This is a genomic window from Streptomyces sp. NPDC058145 (assembly GCF_042884245.1).
Taxonomy (GTDB): domain Bacteria; phylum Actinomycetota; class Actinomycetes; order Streptomycetales; family Streptomycetaceae; genus Streptomyces.
On the sequence record NZ_JBHVUH010000006.1, the window covers coordinates 30,170 to 46,213 of the forward strand.

Consider the following 16,044-nt stretch of genomic DNA (forward strand, 5'->3'; position numbering starts at 1 on the left):
CTTGCGGGGTGCCTCCCCCACTCTCGGCTTCGCTCAAGCGGGGGACCCCCACCGCCCAGCCGTGCCGCCTTGAGGGTCCTCCAGGCCCTTTGAGGCACTGAGGGAGGCGCGCGTGCCCGCGGCTACGACGGGCCCGCGTGCCCGCGGCTGCACGGGCACGCCTGCCGGCGGCTGCGTGGGAGCGGCGGCCGCTGCTGGATCGGCGCCGCCCCAGCGGTACGCATGCCCGCGGATGGGCGGGCCCGGGTGCCCGCAGCCAGGCGGCCCGGTGCCCACGCAGCCGCGGGCACCGGGGCCCGCGGCTGCGTGGGCGCGTCGGTTGCTGCTGACAGTTACCTCAGGACGCTGGCTGCCAGCCGGGCTGCGTTGCGTAGTTTGGGGTGGGAGAGTCTGCGGGTCAGGGGGCGGATCACGTGGGCCGTCAGGGACAGGGGGCGCCAGCGGATCTGCAGGCGGCCGGGGTTGCGGCCTTCGGGTTCGATGGTGAGTTCGTGGGCCGTGAGGCCGGAGCGGTGATCGACCCGGGCCCGCGCCGAGGGGAAGTCCAGGGGGGCCAGGAGCAGGCCCGAGTTGGCCAGTCCCTGTTGTGACAGGCGGAGCAGCGGGTGGCGTAGGCCGTCGAAGCCCTGTACAGGCAGCGGCGCCGCCGCCAGGTCCAGCCGGGCCCGGCCCTCGAAGACACCCGGTCGCACCGGGTCCAGCCGGAACGGGACCGTCAGGCGCCGCCGGCCGGGGCTCAGCACCAGGCTCGCGCGCTGCGGTCCCACCGGGAGCCGCAGGCCGGGGTCGAACGTGCGGATGGTGAGGTCGAGGCAGGCGCCGGGACCCTGGGTCAGCTCGGTGATCTCGTGGCGGAACTGGGCGCTGGTGAACGGCCGGGTGTCCAGCTCCAGGTCGGAGACGTCCAGTTCACGGCGGGCCCGGTCGGTCGTGGGGAGCGCGTCGCCCCAGTAGGTGGCGCCGGAGGCGTCGGCGGTGACGTGCCGCGGGGCCACGTTGTGGGCGAGGGCGCGCGCCGCCGGCCGGACGTCGGACAGGCGTCCGTCGCGCAGCAGCTCGAGCACCACCCGTTCCGGGCGGGGCAGGCGGACGAAGGCGCCGTCCGCGAGCGTGTCCAGATACGGGTTCATGATCTGCGCGAAGTCCTCCAGCCACGCGTCGTCCCGGTACGGCAGGTCGCCCGCGTACATCCGGAAGTCGTGCTTGAGGAACTTGTAGTCCTTGTCCTCCCGGAGCACCGCGTGCCCGCTCTCGACCAGGAAGTCGTCGATCAGGCGCTGGACGTGCACCCGGTCGCGGACGTTGGAGATCTTGTGCCGCTGGTTGGAGATGGACGCCGCCGCCTGCGCGGCGAACGGCTCGATGTACCAGACGTACACCGGGTCCGGGATGATCGTGAACGCCTTCGCCAGGCAGTAGGCCTGCGCCGAGAACAGCTGGTCCTCGTAGTGGATGCCCTCGGGGAAGCGGAGTTCGTGGCGGTCCAGGAACGCCCGGGAGTACATCTTGCTCGTCGACAGGTGCTCGAACAGCAGCCGCGGGTCGGCCTCGATGCCGTCCAGCGTGCGGCGTTCGGCGACCAGGTGCGGCATCCAGGTCGAGTGGCGCCCGTTGTCCACCCGTACCCGCCGCACCGCGCCCATGACGAAGTCCACCTCGCGCTCGCGGTGCGCGGCGAGCAGCGACTCGACGGCACGGGGCGGAAGTTCGTCGTCGCTGTCCAGGAACATCAGGTACGGCGCCCGGGCGATCTCGATGGCCCGGTTGCGCGGTGCGCTGCAACCCCCGCTGTTCTGCGGCAGGCGGAGGTAGCGGATGCGGTGGTCCCGCGCGGCCAGCTCCCGTGCCACGGCGGGCGTGTCGTCGGTGGAGTGGTCGTCGCTGATGACGATCTCGATGTTGGCGTGGGTCTGGGCGCGCAGGGAGGCGACCGCGCGGGGGAGCCGGGCCGCGTCGTTGAAGACGATGACGGTGACCGTGACGTCGGGGAGCGTCATGCGGTGGCCTCCTCGGGGGTCGGGGCGGGCGTGCGGCGCTCCAGCGGGATCACCGGGGGCAGCGCCTCCTCGGGTTCGCCGAGGAAGACCCGTCGTACGACCCGCTCGGCGGCGCGTCCGTCGTCGTACTCGCAGAACCGGCGCCGGAACGCGGCCCGCGCCTTCGCCGCGCTCTCGTCGCGCCAGGCGCCCGAGGTGAGGATCTCGGTCAGCTCCTCCTGGGTGCGGGCGACCTGGCCCGGGTGGTCGGCCATCAGGTCGAAGTAGACGCCCCGGGTGGTGCGGTACGTGTCCCAGTCGTCGGCGTGGATCACGATCGGCCGGTCCAGGTTGGCGTAGTCGAACATGATCGACGAGTAGTCCGTGACCAGTGCGTCGGCGGCCAGGCACAGTTCCTCGACCGGGTCGTAGGAGGAGACGTCGATGATCCGGCCGGACCGGCGCAGCCCGGTGAGCGGGGAGGCGGTGCCGCCGTAGAAGTAGTGGGCGCGGACCAGCAGGACCGTGTTGTCGCCGAGCCGGTCGGCCAGGGCGGCGAGGTCGAGCCGGGGGGTGAAGCCGGCCTCGTAGTCACGGTGGGTGGGAGCGTAGAGGACGGCGGTCGCGCCGGGGGCGATGCCGAGCCGCTCGCGGGCGGCGCGGACCTCGGCGGCGCCACTCGTGTAGAAGACGTCGTTGCGCGGATAGCCGTGGTCCAGGGAGGTGTAGCGGGCCGGGTACGCGCGCTCCCACATACGAGTGGAATGGCTGTTGGCGCTGACGCTGTAGTCCCACTTGTCGACGCGGGCCAGCAGGGCGGCGAAGTCCAGGCCCTTGGCGGCGGCCGGATGGTCCCGCTGGTCCAGGCCCATGCGCTTGAGCGGGGTGCCGTGGTGGGTCTGGAGGTGGATCGTCCCGGGGCGCTTGACGACCGCGTTGGGGAAGTTGACGTTGTTCGTCAGGTACTTGGCGGTGGCCAGCGTCTCCCAGTAGCGGCGGGTGCCGGGGATCACGTGGTCGGTGCCGGGCGGCAGCAGGGCCGCGTTCTCCTTGTTCACCACCCACACCCGGCGGATGTGCGGGGCGAGTTCGGCCAGCCGGGCGGCGATCGCGGCCGGGTTGCAGGCGACCCCGCGCTCCCAGTAGGCGGCGAACACGGCCAGTTCGGGGTCGACCGGGCGGCTCAGCGCCCTGCGGTACTGCTGGTCGCGGACCTTCGTGCCCAGTTGCCGCTTGCGGTCGCGTACCGCCTTCCGGGCCGCGCGCCGGGTGCGGTTGGCGGCCTGGAAGGCGCGGTACTTGGTGTACGCGCCGTCCTCGAGCAGCGTGTGCCGGACGCCCTCCAGGCCGGCCGGGCGGCGGTGGTCCTCGGGGCGCCAGCGGACCGCGGCCAGCGAGGCCCGGCGGAAGAACTCGCGGGCCACCGGGTCGGGCAGGTTCTCGCGGGCGAAGGTGCGCAGGAGGTCGCGGACCATCAGGTCGTACAGCACCGCGCGGGCCGCGCGGCGGCCCCTGGTGAGCGGGAGCAGGGACTCGTAGCGGTCGATGAGCGCGTACCGGTCCTCGGGGGCGACGGGCGGCAGGCTCTCGGGGCGCAGCCGGCGGTCGTCGTACGCCACCTGGTTGAGGCAGGCGACGCGGCCGGCGTGCAGCAGGGCCGCGTAGGCCGTGTACGGCTCGTCGTCGGTGGTGAGTGAACCCTCGTGTGCCCGCCAGAACCCGGCGCGCAGGGCGCGGGTGCCGAGCAGCGGGGCGAGGCGCAGCAGGTCGGCCGCGTCGTCCAGGGGCAGGTCGGCGCGGCCGACGGCGGCGAGGTGGCGGCCGCCGGGGGACGGGGCCGCCGCGGTGCTCCAGGTGGTGGTGACATGGTCGAAGAGGAGTACGTCGACCGTGTCGTCCAGCTCCGCGGCGCGCTCGGCGACCATCCGGGACGCCCCGGCGGGCAGACCGTCCTTGGCGTGCACGAAGTGCAGCCAGCGGCCGGACGCCCGGGCCGCCCCCGCCGCCCGGGCCGCCCCGTCACCGGTGCCCTCCGGCAACGGCACCACGATCGTCTCCGGGGCGTGCTCCTCGGCCGTCTCCAGGGCCCAGTCGCCGACCGCGGCGACGATCACCTCGATGTCCGGGAGCGGACGGGTCTCCAGCGCGGCCAGCAGCTCGGTCAGATGTCCCTGGGTGTTCGGCCCGTGGACGATGACGCTGAGGTGAGGCATCGCGAAGGCTCCTTGGGCTCGCCGTCTCTGGTGGGCACCTTTCATAACATACTGTCACCAGCAGTATGAAAAGGATAACCACGCCCGAGGTAAGGGCGTCCGTGGAGCGCGGGCCCACTGAGAGAACGAGACTCCGGGGGCTGGGTTTCGGCGTTACGGCGTGGCAGCGGGGGCCTTGGCCGCCGCCTTCCTGGCCGGCTTGTCGCTCTTGTCGCCGGTGAAGGCCTCGTACTCCTTCAGGACGTCCTCCGTGGCCCCGTCCATCCGCAGCTCACCGCGCTCCAGCCACAGCACCCGCTCGCAGGTGTCCCGGATCGACTTGTTGTTGTGGCTGACGAGGAAGACCGTGCCCGCGTGCTTGCGCAGCTCGCGGATGCGGGCCTCGGAGCGCTTCTGGAAGGAGCGGTCGCCGGTCGCCAGGGCCTCGTCGATCAGCAGGACGTCGTGGTCCTTGGCGGCGGCGATGGAGAAGCGCAGCCGGGCCGCCATGCCGGAGGAGTAGGTCCGCATCGGCAGGGTGATGAAGTCGCCCTTCTCGTTGATCCCGGAGAATTCGACGATCTCCTGGTAGCGCTGCTTGACCTCCTCCCGGGACATGCCCATGGCCAGTCCGCCGAGGTGGATGTTGCGCTCGCCGGTCAGGTCGTTCATCAGCGCCGCGTTGACGCCCAGGAGCGAGGGCTGGCCGTCGGTGTAGATGTGCCCGTTCTCCACGGGCAGCAGGCCGGCGACCGCCTTCAGCAGCGTCGACTTGCCGGAGCCGTTGGTGCCGATGAGGCCGATCGCCTCACCCTTGTAGGCGACGAACGACACCTTCTTGACCGCGTGCACCTTGCGCACGCCCGCCGCCTTCTCGGCCTGCTGGCGCCGCAGGATGCGGTTGAGGGCGGCGGTGGCGGTGCCGCGCCCGGCGCCGGTGCCGTTGACCCGGTAGACGATGTCGACCCGGTCGGCGACGACGGTGGGGATCTCGCTGGTGGTCCCGGTCTGCTCAGCCACGGCCGTAGGTCTCCTCAGCCTTCCAGAAGTAGATGAAGCCGCCGACCCCGGCGAGCAGGGCCCAGCCCGTCGCGACCGCCCACACGTGCGGGGGCAGGGTGTGGAAGCTGTCGATCAGCGCGAACCGCATCAGGTCGATGTAGACGGCGGCCGGGTTCAGCTCCAGCAGGAGCCTGACGATGTGCGGCAGGTGATCGTTCTTGTCGATCTTGTCGATGCTCCACATCACGCCGGACACGTACATCCAGGTCCGCAGCACGAACGGCATGAGCTGCGCGATGTCGGGGGTCTTCGCGCCCATCCGGGCCACGACCATCGACACGCCGGCGTTGAACGTGAACTGGAGCACCAGGGCCGGGATCGCCAGCACCCAGGAGGCGGCGACCGGAACGCCGAAGCAGAGCAGGATGACGACCAGGGCGGCCATCGAGAACAGCAGCTGCTGGAGCTGCTGCAGCGCGAAGGAGATCGGCAGCGCGGCGCGCGGGAAGTGCAGGGCGCGGACCAGGCCGAGGTTGCCGGCGATGGCCCGGGTGCCCGCCATGATCGAGCTCTGCGTGAACGTCCAGATGAACACGCCCGTGACCAGGAACGGCACGTAGTCGGGGACGTGCTGTTTGGTGCCGAGCAGCACGCCGAAGATGAAGTAGTAGACCGCCGCGTTCAGCAGCGGGGTCATGACCTGCCAGACCTGGCCGAGCTTCGCCTGGCTGTACTGGGCGGTGAGCTTGGCGGTGGCGAAGGCGGTGATGAAGTGGCGGCGTGCCCACAGCTGGCGGACGTACGCCGGCAGGGAGGGGCGGGCGCCGCTGACCGACAGGCCGTGCCGGGCGGCCAGCGCCGCGAGGTCGTCCTCGGCCGGGACCTGGGTCGGGGGCGGTGTGTGGAGGACCTGACTCACATCCGCTGCTTTCGCTCGGGGGAGGGGGGTGCGTCCGGCGGTCGCCGGGCCTGGGTGGTCCCCGTCCGCCATCCGGCGTTTCCTTACGCTTCTCTTCACGTTCTCTTACGTCGGGACGGGACCGTATCGTCGCAACGTGAGAGTAGAACCAACGAACGTCGGAACGCAACCGTTTCGTCGTAACGCCCTATGCTGGTCCGTATGACGACGAACGCCGACGAGACCGCGAAGCGTCCGCGCCGCCGGGCTCCCGCAGGGGCCGCCGTGCTCCGGGAGGACGTGACCGAGGCCATCCGGGCGGCCGTCTTCGAGGAGCTGGCGGCCGTCGGGTACGCCAGGATGTCCATCGAGGGGATCGCGCGGCGGGCGGGCGTCGGCAAGACGGCGGTGTACCGCCGGTGGCGTTCCAAGCTGCACCTGGTGCTGGACGTGGTCTCGGCGATGGCCGTGCTGGGACTCCCGGTCCCGGACACCGGCTCGCTGGAGGGCGACCTCCGCCTGCTCTACGGCGTCACGTCCCGCGCCCTGCGCCACCCCGTCGCCTCGCAGATCATCCCCGACCTCCAGGCGGAGGCGGCCCGCAGCCCCGAGATCGCCGAGGCGTTGCAGAAGGCGGTACGGGACGGCCAGGACTCGGTGGCCAGCAAGATCGTGGCCGCGGCGGAGCGGCGCGGAGAGGTGAGGTCCGGGGTGGACGCCGACCTCGCCCTGGACCTGATCTCCGGACCCCTCTACTGGCGTTCGGTGGTGATCCGTTCGCCCAAACTTCCGAAGCACTACCTGGACACCCTGGCCCGAGCCACCGCGGCGGCCCTCATCGCACTGTGACGGGGCCGCCGGGCGATGGAGAAGCCGGCCGGGCCCAGGAGCGTCCTAGGAGCGCGCCGCCTCCGGGTGCAGGTGCGTCCAGCCCTCCCAGGCCGAGGCGATCATGTCCTGGACGTCCCGCTTGGCCCGCCAGCCCAGTTCGGTGGCGACGCGGTCGGCGGAGCCCACCACGCGGGCCGGGTCGCCGGGGCGGCGGGCGGTGACGGTCGGGGGGCGGTCGTAGCCGGTGACCGCGTTGACCCGGTCGATCATCTCGCGGACCGACACGCCCTCCCCGCGGCCGATGTTGAGGGTCAGGTCGCGGCCCGGGTCGGAGCGCAGCGCGCGGGCGACCGTCACATGGGCCTCGGCGAGGTCGGCCACGTGGATGTAGTCGCGGACGCACGTGCCGTCGGGGGTCGGGTAGTCGTCGCCGAAGATCCGCGGGGGCACGCCCTCGGTGAGCTTCTCGAAGATCATGGGGACGAGATTGGAGACGCTCGCGTCGGCCAGTGCGGGGGTGGCCGCGCCCGCCACGTTGAAGTAGCGCAGGGACGCGGTCGCGAGTCCGGTCGCGCGGCCCGTCGCGCGGACCAGCCACTCACCGGCGAGCTTGGTCTCGCCGTAGGGGGAGAGCGGGACGCAGGGGGTCTCCTCCGTGACCAGGTCCACGTCCGGCATGCCGTACACCGCGGCGGACGAGGAGAACACGAAGGACGTGACCTCGGCCGCCACCGCCGCCTCCAGCAGGACGCGCAGGCCCTCCACGTTCTCCCGGTAGTACCGCAGCGGGTGCTCCACCGACTCGCCCACCTGCTTCTTCGCCGCCAGGTGGACGACGCCGGTGACCTCGTGCGCGGCGAGCGTACGTGCCACGGTCCCGGCGTCCAGGATCGAGCCCCGCACCAGGGGCACCTCGTCCGGCACGCGCTCGGTCACGCCGGTGGACAGGTCGTCGTAGACCACGGTCCGCTCGCCCGCCTCGGCCATCGCGCGGACGACGTGCGCCCCGATGTAACCGGCGCCGCCGGTGATCAGCCAGGTCATTGCGGCCGTCCCCTCGTCGTGGCGGGCCGGTGCGGCCCGCCGCTCTTGGTCCCGTACTGGTGCTGCGACCGGAAGGGTTCACCGGCTCGCGACGCCCGGCACGGCACCTCGCGCGTTGTCGCATCACCCGAGTACATCCGGTACGCGGGCGATGCTCCGCCTTGCGAGGCACCGCACCGGACCCCGCGAGCCTCCCGGCAGACCTTTCCGGCCACAGCACTAGTCAGTGAAGCAGGCGGCGCAGCCGGTTGCGGGCCACTGTCATGACTCCGTGTGCGCCGGTCGCCACGCGCAGCGCCAGAGCGCCGGAGTGGGTGGCGTACGGCTGGACCAGCAGCACGCCGTGCCGGGCGCTCGGGACGGCGCGCCGGCGCAGCCGGCCGGCGCCGGCGAGGGCGTGCGCGGTGAGGTCGCGGGCCGCGCCGTCCGCGAACCGCACGGTCAGACGCAGGTCCCAGGTGCCCGCCCCGAGCGCGGCCAGGTCGACGGGCACCTCGGCCGACCAGCTCTCCGCTCCCGCGGGCGCGAAGGCCGTCGTGACACGCTGGGCCGGGCGCCCGTCCTGCCGGGACCGCCACTCCACGTCCAGCTCCCGCGGCCCGGCCGCGGCCAGCCGTCCGTACAGCTCGTGCAGCCGCAGACGCAGCCGGGTGGCCCGCGCGCGCGGGCGCAGTTCCGCGTCCAGCGCGAGGGGAAGGACGCCGGTCGGCTGGGTGAGCAGGGGTGCGAGGGTGACCTGGGGCAACTCGGGGGACCAGACGGGCGTGCCGTCGGCGGTGCGGGCGTAGGGCGGGAGCAACCGGGCCGGCCGGGCGGCGAGTTCCCTGAGGCGGGGCAGGTCGCGCGGCTCGGGCGACTCCAGGACGACCCGGCCGAGCAGCCGTCCGGGGGCCGCCGGGTTCAGCTCCCAGTCGGAGGCGTCGTAGCGCGCGAGGTACTCGCGGGTGTGCGCCCACCACGCGCGCTGGTAGTGCGCGTCGCGCAACCCCAGCTCGCGCGCGTACATACGCAGCTCGTGGTCGAGGAACTTGGCCCGCGCGGCCCGCGCCAGCACCTTCTGCCCGGCGCTCAGCAGGATGTCGTACGCCAGCGCGCACGCCTCCGTGCGCGCCCGCCAGTTGCCGATGTCCTCGCGGTCCAGGGAGAGCGAGAGCCGTTCGGCCGACCGGCGCACGTGCCACACGTACACGCGGTCCGGTACGAGCGCGACGCGCGGCGCGGCGGCCAGCACGCGCGCGGTGAAGACGAAGTCCTCGTAGAGGAAGCGGCCTTCGGGGAAGCGGATGCCGTGCTCGCGCAGGAAGCCGGTCCGGTACAGCTTGTTGACGCACAGGGTGTCGTGGACGAGACGGGGGCGCTGGGAGGGGCGCGCGAGGACGGTGGGCGCCATGTAGAGCGCCGCCTGCCACGGCTGTTCGCGCCCCGAGGGCAGCTCCCGGCGTACGCACAGCCCGCCCGCGACCTCGGCGCGCGCCTCGGTGGCGTTCGTCAGCAGCGCGTCCACCGCGCCGGGCGGCAGTACGTCGTCGCTGTCGAGGAACATCACGTACGGCATCGTCACAGCGTCGATCCCGGTGTTGCGCGGGCTGCCGCAGCCGCCGCTGTTCACGCCCCGGCGTACCACCCGCAGCCGGGGCTCCGCGGCGGCCAGCCGGTCCAGCAGCTCGCCGCTGCCGTCCGTCGAGCGGTCGTCCACGGCGACCACCTCGCCGACGGCCGGCCCCTGGCCGAGCGCCGAGCGTACGGCGTCGGCGACGTGGGCGGCGTCGTTGTAGCCGATGACGACGACACCGACCTGGGGTGCCGGGTGCGGGTCTCGCGGGTCTGTACTCATGGGGTCCACGGGCCGGGAACGTAGGAAAGTCTGTATTACCCCGTTACAAGCCGCTCAGTGCTCGATCCCGGAGACGGCCGGAGTCCGGGCGGAGGCGCGGCGGAGGAGCGTGCTCTCCGGCCGGCGGCCGGGCCGAGCGCCACAGCCGGACGAAGGACAGCACGGCGGCCGCCGCCAGCAGCGCGTTGCGGGCCAGCATCAGCAGGCAGCCGGTCCAGGTGCCGCCCACCACTTCGCGGTAGAGCATCGGGTAGGCCAGCGAGCTGACCGCGCTCGCCGCGAGCAGCAGCACGGCCACCGGGCGCTGGCTGGTGTGCCGGGAGGTCAGGCACACGGCGGCCAGGCCCAGCAGCCAGATCAGGTACTGCGGGCTGATGACCCGGCTGGTGACGGTGAACAGCAGCACCGCGGCGAGCGCGGCGTCGTACGGCGTGGCCGGGCTCCAGTGCCGCGCCCGCAGCCGCCACAGCACCAGCAGCCCGAACGCGGCCGCCGTGAGGATGAGGGAGAACGTGGCCACGGCGTGCACATACGGGCCGACCAGCTCGATCGCGCCGTACTGGTAGCGGGTCCGGCCGGGCCAGCCGGCATGGCGCGCCAGGTTGAGCGCGGTGCCGCCGAGCGACTCGATCTGCACGCCCCGCCCGCCCTGCTCCCGCAGGAACGCCAGCGGATCGCTGAACGAGACGGCGAGAAGGGCGAGCCCCAGCCCACCGCCGGCCGCCGCCCAGCTCCACGCCCTGCGGGTCGCGTGTCCCCGGGGCGTGCCGAGCAGCACCAGCGCCGGCCACACCTTCACCAGCGCGCCCAGCGCCCCGAGGACACCGCCCGTGCGCGGGGAGCGCCCCGACGACAGCAGGGCGGCCACGGCGAGCGCGGTCACCTGCACGTCGTACCGGGCGAGCGGGATGTGCAGCAGCAGCGGCAGACCGCAGGTCCACAGGGCCGCGCCGAGCAGGCTCCCGCCGGGCCGCGGCCCGGCCCGGACCAGGGCGACCGCGATCAGCGCGTCCGCGGCCAGCGCCAGCGCCACGAAGGACTGGAAGTACGTCAGCCACGGCAGCACACCCGGTGCCAGCAGCACGACGCCCGCGCCCGGCGGGTACTGCCAGGTGCTGTCGTGGGCCGGGAAGGCGCCGTGCGACAGCACGCCGTACCAGTGGAAGTACAGGCGCCACACCTCGCGCGGCACCGCGCCCCCGCCCAGCAGGGGCGAACTGTCGTGCGTGAGCAGCCACGACATCAGTGCGCGGGTGACGAGCCAGACGGCGGTGAGAGCGAGGACCGGGCCGGGGGTGACACGGAGACGGTTCATCACGCGGGAGCCTAATCCGGGCGGATGGTGTATTCCCGCCGATACGCCGTCATTACCCGGCAAAGGTTGGCTAATAGCAAAAGATCGGGCTGTGGTGAACCTCGGGTCTCCTCTGAAACCGCAGCCGTACGGGGAAACGACAGCGGCAGCCGCCGGGCCGGCCGCCGCCCCGACGGGCGGGCCGGGCCGGATGCCGGCCCGCGTCCGGCGGGCCGCCGTCGTGTGCGTGCCCGCGCTGGTGATGCTCGCGCTCGGCTGCTGGGGGCTCGACCGGGGCGGGATGTGGCGGGACGAGGCCGTCACCTTCCAGGTGGCCCGCCGCACGGTGCCGCAGATCTGGCGGCTGCTGCACGACGTGGACGCGGTGCACGGCCTGTACTACCTCCTCATGCACGCCGTCCTGGCCGTCCACCCCGGCGAGGTCGTCCTCAGGCTGCCGTCCGTGTGCGCGGCGGCGGTGACCGCCGGCCTGGTCGCCGCGCTCGGCGCCCGGCTGGCGCGCCCGCGCGTCGGACTCTGGGCCGGGCTGCTGTACGCCGTCTCGCCGATGGCCGGTCACTACGCCCAGGAGGGCCGCTCGTACGCGCTGGTCGCGGCCGGCGCCACGGCGGCGACGCTGCTGTTCGTGCGGGCCCTGCGCGGCGGCTCCTGGTGGGCGTACGGCACGGTCGTCGCCCTCACCTGCTGGCTGCACGAGTTGGCGGTGCTGCTGCTGCCCGCGCACGCGCTGTCGCTTGCGCTGACCCGGGTGGGGCCGCGGGTGTGGCGGGGCTGGGGCTGTGCGGCGGCCGTGACCGGGCTCGGGCTGCTGCCGCTGGTGCTCGCGTCCCGGGCCCAGTCGGCGCAGGTGGCATGGCTGCGACCGCCGACGCGGGCGACGGCGCAGGGGCTGCTGCGCACGTTCCTCGGACCGACGGACGGCGTGTTCTGGGTGTGCCTGGGCCTGGCCCTGGTGGGACTCCTGGGGCTCGCCGGGCGGTGCGGGGAGCCGACGTGCGCGGGGGTCGCCGCGCCGCTGGCCGTGGTGCCGCCGGTCGCGTTGATGCTGGTGTCGCAGCTGTCGCCGCTCTACGTCGACCGGTATGTGCTCTACGCCCTGTCGGGGGCGCCGCTGCTGGTGGCGGCCGGGGCCGACCGGCTGCCGGCACTGCGCACGCGCGCCCCCCTCGCCGCCCTGGCCGGTGCCGTCGCCGTCCTCCTGGCCCTCACCCACCAGTTCCCCCTCCTTCGCGCCGACCGCGACCCGGCCCACCGCCCCGACGACCTCGCCGCCGTCGCCCGGGCCGCCGACCGGAAGCTGCGCCCGGGAGACCCCGTGCTGTTCCTGCCGGCGCGGACGCGGAACGCGGCCCTCACCTACCCCGCTGCCTTCCGCGGCGTACGTGACCTGGCGCTGGCGGAGTCGGCCGCCGAGTCCGGGACCCTCTACGGGCGGGAGGCGGGACCGCTGAGTCTGCGTCACCGGATGGCCCGGCTGGAGCGCGTCTGGGTGGTCGCCGACCGGGATCTGCTGGCCGGGCGGTGGACGCCGGGCAGCCTCGTCGAGCGGACGAAATCCGCCGTGCTGGCAGGGGAGTTCACACCGGCCGAGGAGTCCGTACAGGGTGAGGTGGCCGTGCGGCTCTACGTCCGCCGAGCCCTCCCCGGCCTCAGTGGTGCCCCGGAGCCTCCGTCAGCGCCGCCGCGTCCAGCGCGCTGGTGAGCCGGTCCAGACGCTCGCGCAACTCGCCGATCTCCGCCAGTTCGGAGCCCGTGGCCGCCGCGATGCGGCGCGGCACCTCGAGGGCCCGCTCGCGCAGTGCCGCACCCTGCCCGGTCAGCCGCACCTGCACCGAGCGCTCGTCGTGCGCGCTGCGCTCACGCGTGACCAGGCCGGCCGCCTCGAGCCGCTTGACCAGCGGGGACAGCGTCCCGGAGTCGAGCCGCAGATGCTCCCCGAGCTTCTTCACCGGCAGATCGCCGTGCTCCCACAGCACGAGCAGCACCAGGTACTGGGGGTAGGTGAGCCCGAGGTCCTTGAGGATCACGCGGTACACGCCGTTGAAGGCGCGGGACGCCGCGTGCAGGGAGAAGCAGATCTGACGGTCCAGCCGCAGCCACTCGGAGTCCGGGGCGGCTTCGGTGGCCGACGGGGTCGGCGGGGTCGGCGAGGCGCTCATGGCTCCAGGGTAGCTCTTTCAAGCCATTCAGTTGTGCACAATTTAATTGTGTGCTCTACTTATGCCCGTGAGGCGGCCCCGACCGGAGCCGCCGGGACGCAACCGACTTCCAGAGGGATGGTCTTCATGGACGCGCTCTACACCGCTGTCGCCACCGCCACCCACGGCCGCGACGGTCGTGCCGTCTCCTCCGACGGCAAGATCGACCTCAAGCTGGCCCCGCCGGTGGAGCTGGGCGGCGACGGCCAGGGCACCAACCCGGAGCAGCTCTTCGCCGCCGGTTACGCGGCCTGCTTCGGCAGCGCCCTCGGCCTCGTCGGCCGTCAGGCGAAGGTCGACGTCAGCGACGCCGCGGTGACCGCCGAGGTCGGCATCGGCAAGCAGGGCGAGGGCTTCGGCCTGAAGGTGACGCTGCGCGTGGAGCTGCCCGAGACCGTGGACGAGGCGACCGGCCGCAAGCTGGTCGAGACCGCCCACCAGGTCTGCCCCTACTCCAACGCCACCCGCGGCAACATCGAGGTCGACCTCGTCATCGAGTAGCCGAGCCCGTCACCGGCGACCGGCCTGCCTCGCCTCCGGGGCCGGCAGCTCGCCGCCGACCGCCTGGCCGGGGATCCGCACGGACCCCGGCCCGGCCGGCATGGACTCGCCGAGCAGCAGCGTCCGTACGACCCGCTCGGCGGCCCGCCCGTCGTCGAACTCGCAGAACCGGGCCCGGAAGTCCGTCCGCAGCCGCTCCGACTCCTCGTCCCGCCACGACCCGGACGTGAACAGCCGGACCAGCTCACGGTAGGAGCGGGACACATGGCCCGGCGCCTCCGCGGTGATGTCGAGATAGGCACCCCGGCTCGCGGTGTACGCGGCCCAGTCGTCGGCGTGCACCACGATCGGCCGGTCCAGGTTGGCGTAGTCGAACATCAGGGCCGAGTAGTCCGTGACCAGCACGTCCGAGGCGAGCATCACCTCCTCGACGTGCTGTTCGTCCGTCGCGTCGACCACGACCCCGCGCCGGGCCAGCTCGGTCAGGCCCATGCCGCGCGCCGGACCGGCCGCCAGCGTCGGGTGCAGCCGGACCACGAGGGTGCTGCCCGCGCCGAGGTCGGCCGCGAACCGGGCCAGATCGATCCGGTCCACGTGTCCGCCGCGCCGGTAGTCCCGGCGGGTCGGCGCGTACAGCACCACCGTGTGGTCCGCCGGGATGCCGTGCCGCAGCCGGAAACCGGCGCCCGCCCCGTCGGCCGCGCCGACCAGCACGTCGTTGCGCGGGCTGCCGGTGCGCACCGAGGCGAAGTGGCAGGGGTAGGCCCGCTCCCAGACCAGCTCCGAATGACGGTTGGCGACCAGGCTGTAGTCCCAGCGGTCGGCCCGGCGCAGCATCTGCGGCACGTCGAAGCCCAGCCGGGCGCCGGGCTTGTCCAGCAGGTCGGCGCCCATGTACTTCAGCGGGGTGCCCTGATGGGTGTGGATGTGCACACTGCCGGGCCGTTTGGCCAGCGCGCCGGGCCAGTTGACGTCGTTGACGAAGAACTTGGCCCGGGCGGTGATCTCCAGACAGCGCCGTGAGTCCACGAGCACGTGCTCGACGCCGTCCGGCAGCCGCTCGGCGGCCTCCTCGTCACGCACCACCCACACCCCGCGCAACTGCGGGGCGATCTCCAGCGCCTTGCGGTGGACGGCGGCCGGATCGCCCAGCACACCCCGGTGCGAGGACGCCGAATACACCACCAGGTGCTCGTCCAGCGGCCGGTGCGCGTGCAGCCGGGCCCAGCCGCGCCGGGCCCGGGCGCCGGCGGCCCGCCGGGCCGGCCCCGCCCGCCGCACGGCCTCGCGGCCGGCCCGCTCCGCCTGCCGCTTCAGCAGGTACCGCGCGTAGCCGCCCTCCAGGACGGCGACCTCACCGTCCACCAGGGCGCCCTCGGGCCGGTACCGGCGGAACATCTCCGCCGTGCGCCGGAAGAACTCGGCCCGGTCCGACGGCGGCAGCCGGTCCGGCTTGGCGAGGATGTCCAGACAGTGCTCGCCCATCTTGCGGTGCAGGTACGGCCGTCGGCCCGCGAGCTCCGGGCGCCCGTCCACGAAGGCGAAGACCCGCTCGTACTGCTCGTGGATGTCGAAGTGCTTGCGGCTGGTGGTGGACAGGATGTTGCCCTGCCGGCGCTGCCGGTAGTTCAGGCAGATCCGGTCCAGCGCGGCGATCCGCCGGGCGCTGAGCATGACCGGGAAGGTCCAGGGGGTGTCCTCGTAGTACCCGGGCGGGAACTCGAAGCCGTTCTCCTCGACGAAGTCGCGCCGGTAGACCTTGTTCCACACCACCATCAGCAGGTCGAGGATCTCCGGCCGGCCGGCGGCCGTGAAGGTCTCCACGCCGGCGTCGGCGAGCACGTGCGCCAGGGCGTTGCGCCGGGTGCCGCCCCACCAGTAGGTGCGCGCGTAGTCGAAGACCAGCACGTCCGGGTCGTCGGCCTCCGCCAGCCGGTCGGCCATGGCACGCAGCGCGCCCGGGGTGAGCGTGTCGTCGCTGTCCAGGAAGAACAGGTAGTCGCCGGTGGCGTGCGGCAGCCCGGCGTTGCGGGCCCGGCCGAGCCCCGCGTTCTCCGGCAGGTGCAGCACCTTCACCCGCGGGTCACGGGCCGCGTACTCGTCCAGGATCGCGCCGCAGCCGTCCGGGGAGCGGTCGTCCACCGCGATCAGCTCGAAGTCGCCGAAGGACTGCCGCAGCACCGAGTCCAGGCACTCGCGCAGGAAGCCCTGCACCTTGAAACAGGGGACGATGAGACTGAAACGGGGCACGGG

12 protein-coding genes are annotated in these 16,044 nt (G+C 73.2%); 3 read left to right on the forward strand and 9 right to left on the reverse strand.

Annotated features, from left to right (window positions below; genetic code table 11):
- Positions 1–332 precede the first annotated feature (332 nt).
- The 4 genes from ACFVVO_RS14895 to ACFVVO_RS14910 form a co-directional block, all read right to left on the reverse strand.
- Positions 333–1,997, reverse strand: coding sequence for a glycosyltransferase family 2 protein (locus ACFVVO_RS14895; protein ID WP_390054955.1), 1,665 nt, complete (start codon positions 1,995–1,997; stop codon positions 333–335).
- On the reverse strand, positions 1,994–4,189 hold the full coding sequence (locus tag ACFVVO_RS14900) for a CDP-glycerol glycerophosphotransferase family protein (RefSeq protein WP_390054957.1): 2,196 nt from the start codon (positions 4,187–4,189) through the stop codon (positions 1,994–1,996). The genes ACFVVO_RS14895 and ACFVVO_RS14900 overlap by 4 nt, the downstream gene beginning before the upstream one ends.
- 153 nt (positions 4,190–4,342) lie before the next feature.
- A complete protein-coding gene (locus tag ACFVVO_RS14905; RefSeq protein ID WP_390054959.1) occupies positions 4,343–5,188 on the reverse strand; it encodes an ABC transporter ATP-binding protein in 846 nt (281 codons plus the stop codon).
- Entirely contained in the window at positions 5,181–6,089 is a 909-nt protein-coding gene (locus ACFVVO_RS14910; protein ID WP_390054961.1) for an ABC transporter permease, read from the reverse strand. Before ACFVVO_RS14910 ends, ACFVVO_RS14905 begins: the two co-directional genes overlap by 8 nt.
- Before the next feature lie 201 nt (positions 6,090–6,290).
- Here ACFVVO_RS14910 and ACFVVO_RS14915 point away from each other — a divergent pair, with 201 nt between their 5' ends.
- Entirely contained in the window at positions 6,291–6,917 is a 627-nt protein-coding gene (locus ACFVVO_RS14915; RefSeq protein WP_390054963.1) for a TetR/AcrR family transcriptional regulator, read from the forward strand.
- A 45-nt stretch (positions 6,918–6,962) separates the two neighbouring features.
- Here the strand turns inward: ACFVVO_RS14915 and galE are convergent, their stop codons facing one another.
- The 3 genes from galE to ACFVVO_RS14930 form a co-directional block, all read right to left on the reverse strand.
- Complete coding sequence (gene galE, locus ACFVVO_RS14920; protein ID WP_390054965.1) at positions 6,963–7,943, reverse strand: UDP-glucose 4-epimerase GalE; 981 nt, start codon at positions 7,941–7,943, stop codon at positions 6,963–6,965.
- A gap of 223 nt (positions 7,944–8,166) precedes the next feature.
- Positions 8,167–9,777, reverse strand: coding sequence for a glycosyltransferase family 2 protein (locus ACFVVO_RS14925; RefSeq protein ID WP_390054967.1), 1,611 nt, complete (start codon positions 9,775–9,777; stop codon positions 8,167–8,169).
- Between the two features lie 43 nt (positions 9,778–9,820).
- The gene (locus ACFVVO_RS14930) at positions 9,821–11,092 is read right to left on the reverse strand and encodes a glycosyltransferase 87 family protein (protein ID WP_390054968.1); all 1,272 of its coding nucleotides are present in this window, start codon (positions 11,090–11,092) and stop codon (positions 9,821–9,823) included.
- 190 nt (positions 11,093–11,282) lie between these two features.
- On the opposite strand from ACFVVO_RS14930, the gene ACFVVO_RS14935 reads away from it, so the two are divergent.
- Positions 11,283–12,794 carry a glycosyltransferase family 39 protein gene (locus ACFVVO_RS14935; RefSeq protein ID WP_390054970.1) on the forward strand — a complete coding sequence of 504 codons (1,512 nt, stop codon included), beginning with the start codon at positions 11,283–11,285 and terminating at the stop codon, positions 12,792–12,794.
- Here the strand turns inward: ACFVVO_RS14935 and ACFVVO_RS14940 are convergent.
- Complete coding sequence (locus ACFVVO_RS14940; protein ID WP_390054972.1) at positions 12,742–13,251, reverse strand: MarR family winged helix-turn-helix transcriptional regulator; 510 nt, start codon at positions 13,249–13,251, stop codon at positions 12,742–12,744. The genes ACFVVO_RS14935 and ACFVVO_RS14940 overlap by 53 nt on opposite strands.
- 126 nt (positions 13,252–13,377) lie before the next feature.
- On the opposite strand from ACFVVO_RS14940, the gene ACFVVO_RS14945 reads away from it, so the two are divergent.
- On the forward strand, positions 13,378–13,791 hold the full coding sequence (locus tag ACFVVO_RS14945) for an organic hydroperoxide resistance protein (RefSeq protein ID WP_390054974.1): 414 nt from the start codon (positions 13,378–13,380) through the stop codon (positions 13,789–13,791).
- Between the two features lie 9 nt (positions 13,792–13,800).
- Here the strand turns inward: ACFVVO_RS14945 and ACFVVO_RS14950 are convergent, their stop codons facing one another.
- Positions 13,801–16,041, reverse strand: coding sequence for a CDP-glycerol glycerophosphotransferase family protein (locus ACFVVO_RS14950; protein ID WP_390054976.1), 2,241 nt, complete (start codon positions 16,039–16,041; stop codon positions 13,801–13,803).
- Between the last annotated feature and the right edge of the window lie 3 nt (positions 16,042–16,044).

What these genes read in the sequence shown, in the direction of transcription:
- ACFVVO_RS14895 (WP_390054955.1), bottom strand. Translation starts at nt 1,997, where the DNA reads ATGACGCTCCCCGACGTCACGGTCACCGTCATCGTCTTCAACGACGCG.
- ACFVVO_RS14900 (WP_390054957.1), bottom strand. Translation starts at nt 4,189, where the DNA reads ATGCCTCACCTCAGCGTCATCGTCCACGGGCCGAACACCCAGGGACAT.
- ACFVVO_RS14915 (WP_390054963.1), top strand. Translation starts at nt 6,291, where the DNA reads ATGACGACGAACGCCGACGAGACCGCGAAGCGTCCGCGCCGCCGGGCT.
- galE (WP_390054965.1), bottom strand. Translation starts at nt 7,943, where the DNA reads ATGACCTGGCTGATCACCGGCGGCGCCGGTTACATCGGGGCGCACGTC.
- ACFVVO_RS14925 (WP_390054967.1), bottom strand. Translation starts at nt 9,777, where the DNA reads ATGAGTACAGACCCGCGAGACCCGCACCCGGCACCCCAGGTCGGTGTC.
- ACFVVO_RS14930 (WP_390054968.1), bottom strand. Translation starts at nt 11,092, where the DNA reads ATGAACCGTCTCCGTGTCACCCCCGGCCCGGTCCTCGCTCTCACCGCC.
- ACFVVO_RS14935 (WP_390054970.1), top strand. Translation starts at nt 11,283, where the DNA reads ATGCCGGCCCGCGTCCGGCGGGCCGCCGTCGTGTGCGTGCCCGCGCTG.
- ACFVVO_RS14940 (WP_390054972.1), bottom strand. Translation starts at nt 13,251, where the DNA reads ATGAGCGCCTCGCCGACCCCGCCGACCCCGTCGGCCACCGAAGCCGCC.
- ACFVVO_RS14945 (WP_390054974.1), top strand. Translation starts at nt 13,378, where the DNA reads ATGGACGCGCTCTACACCGCTGTCGCCACCGCCACCCACGGCCGCGAC.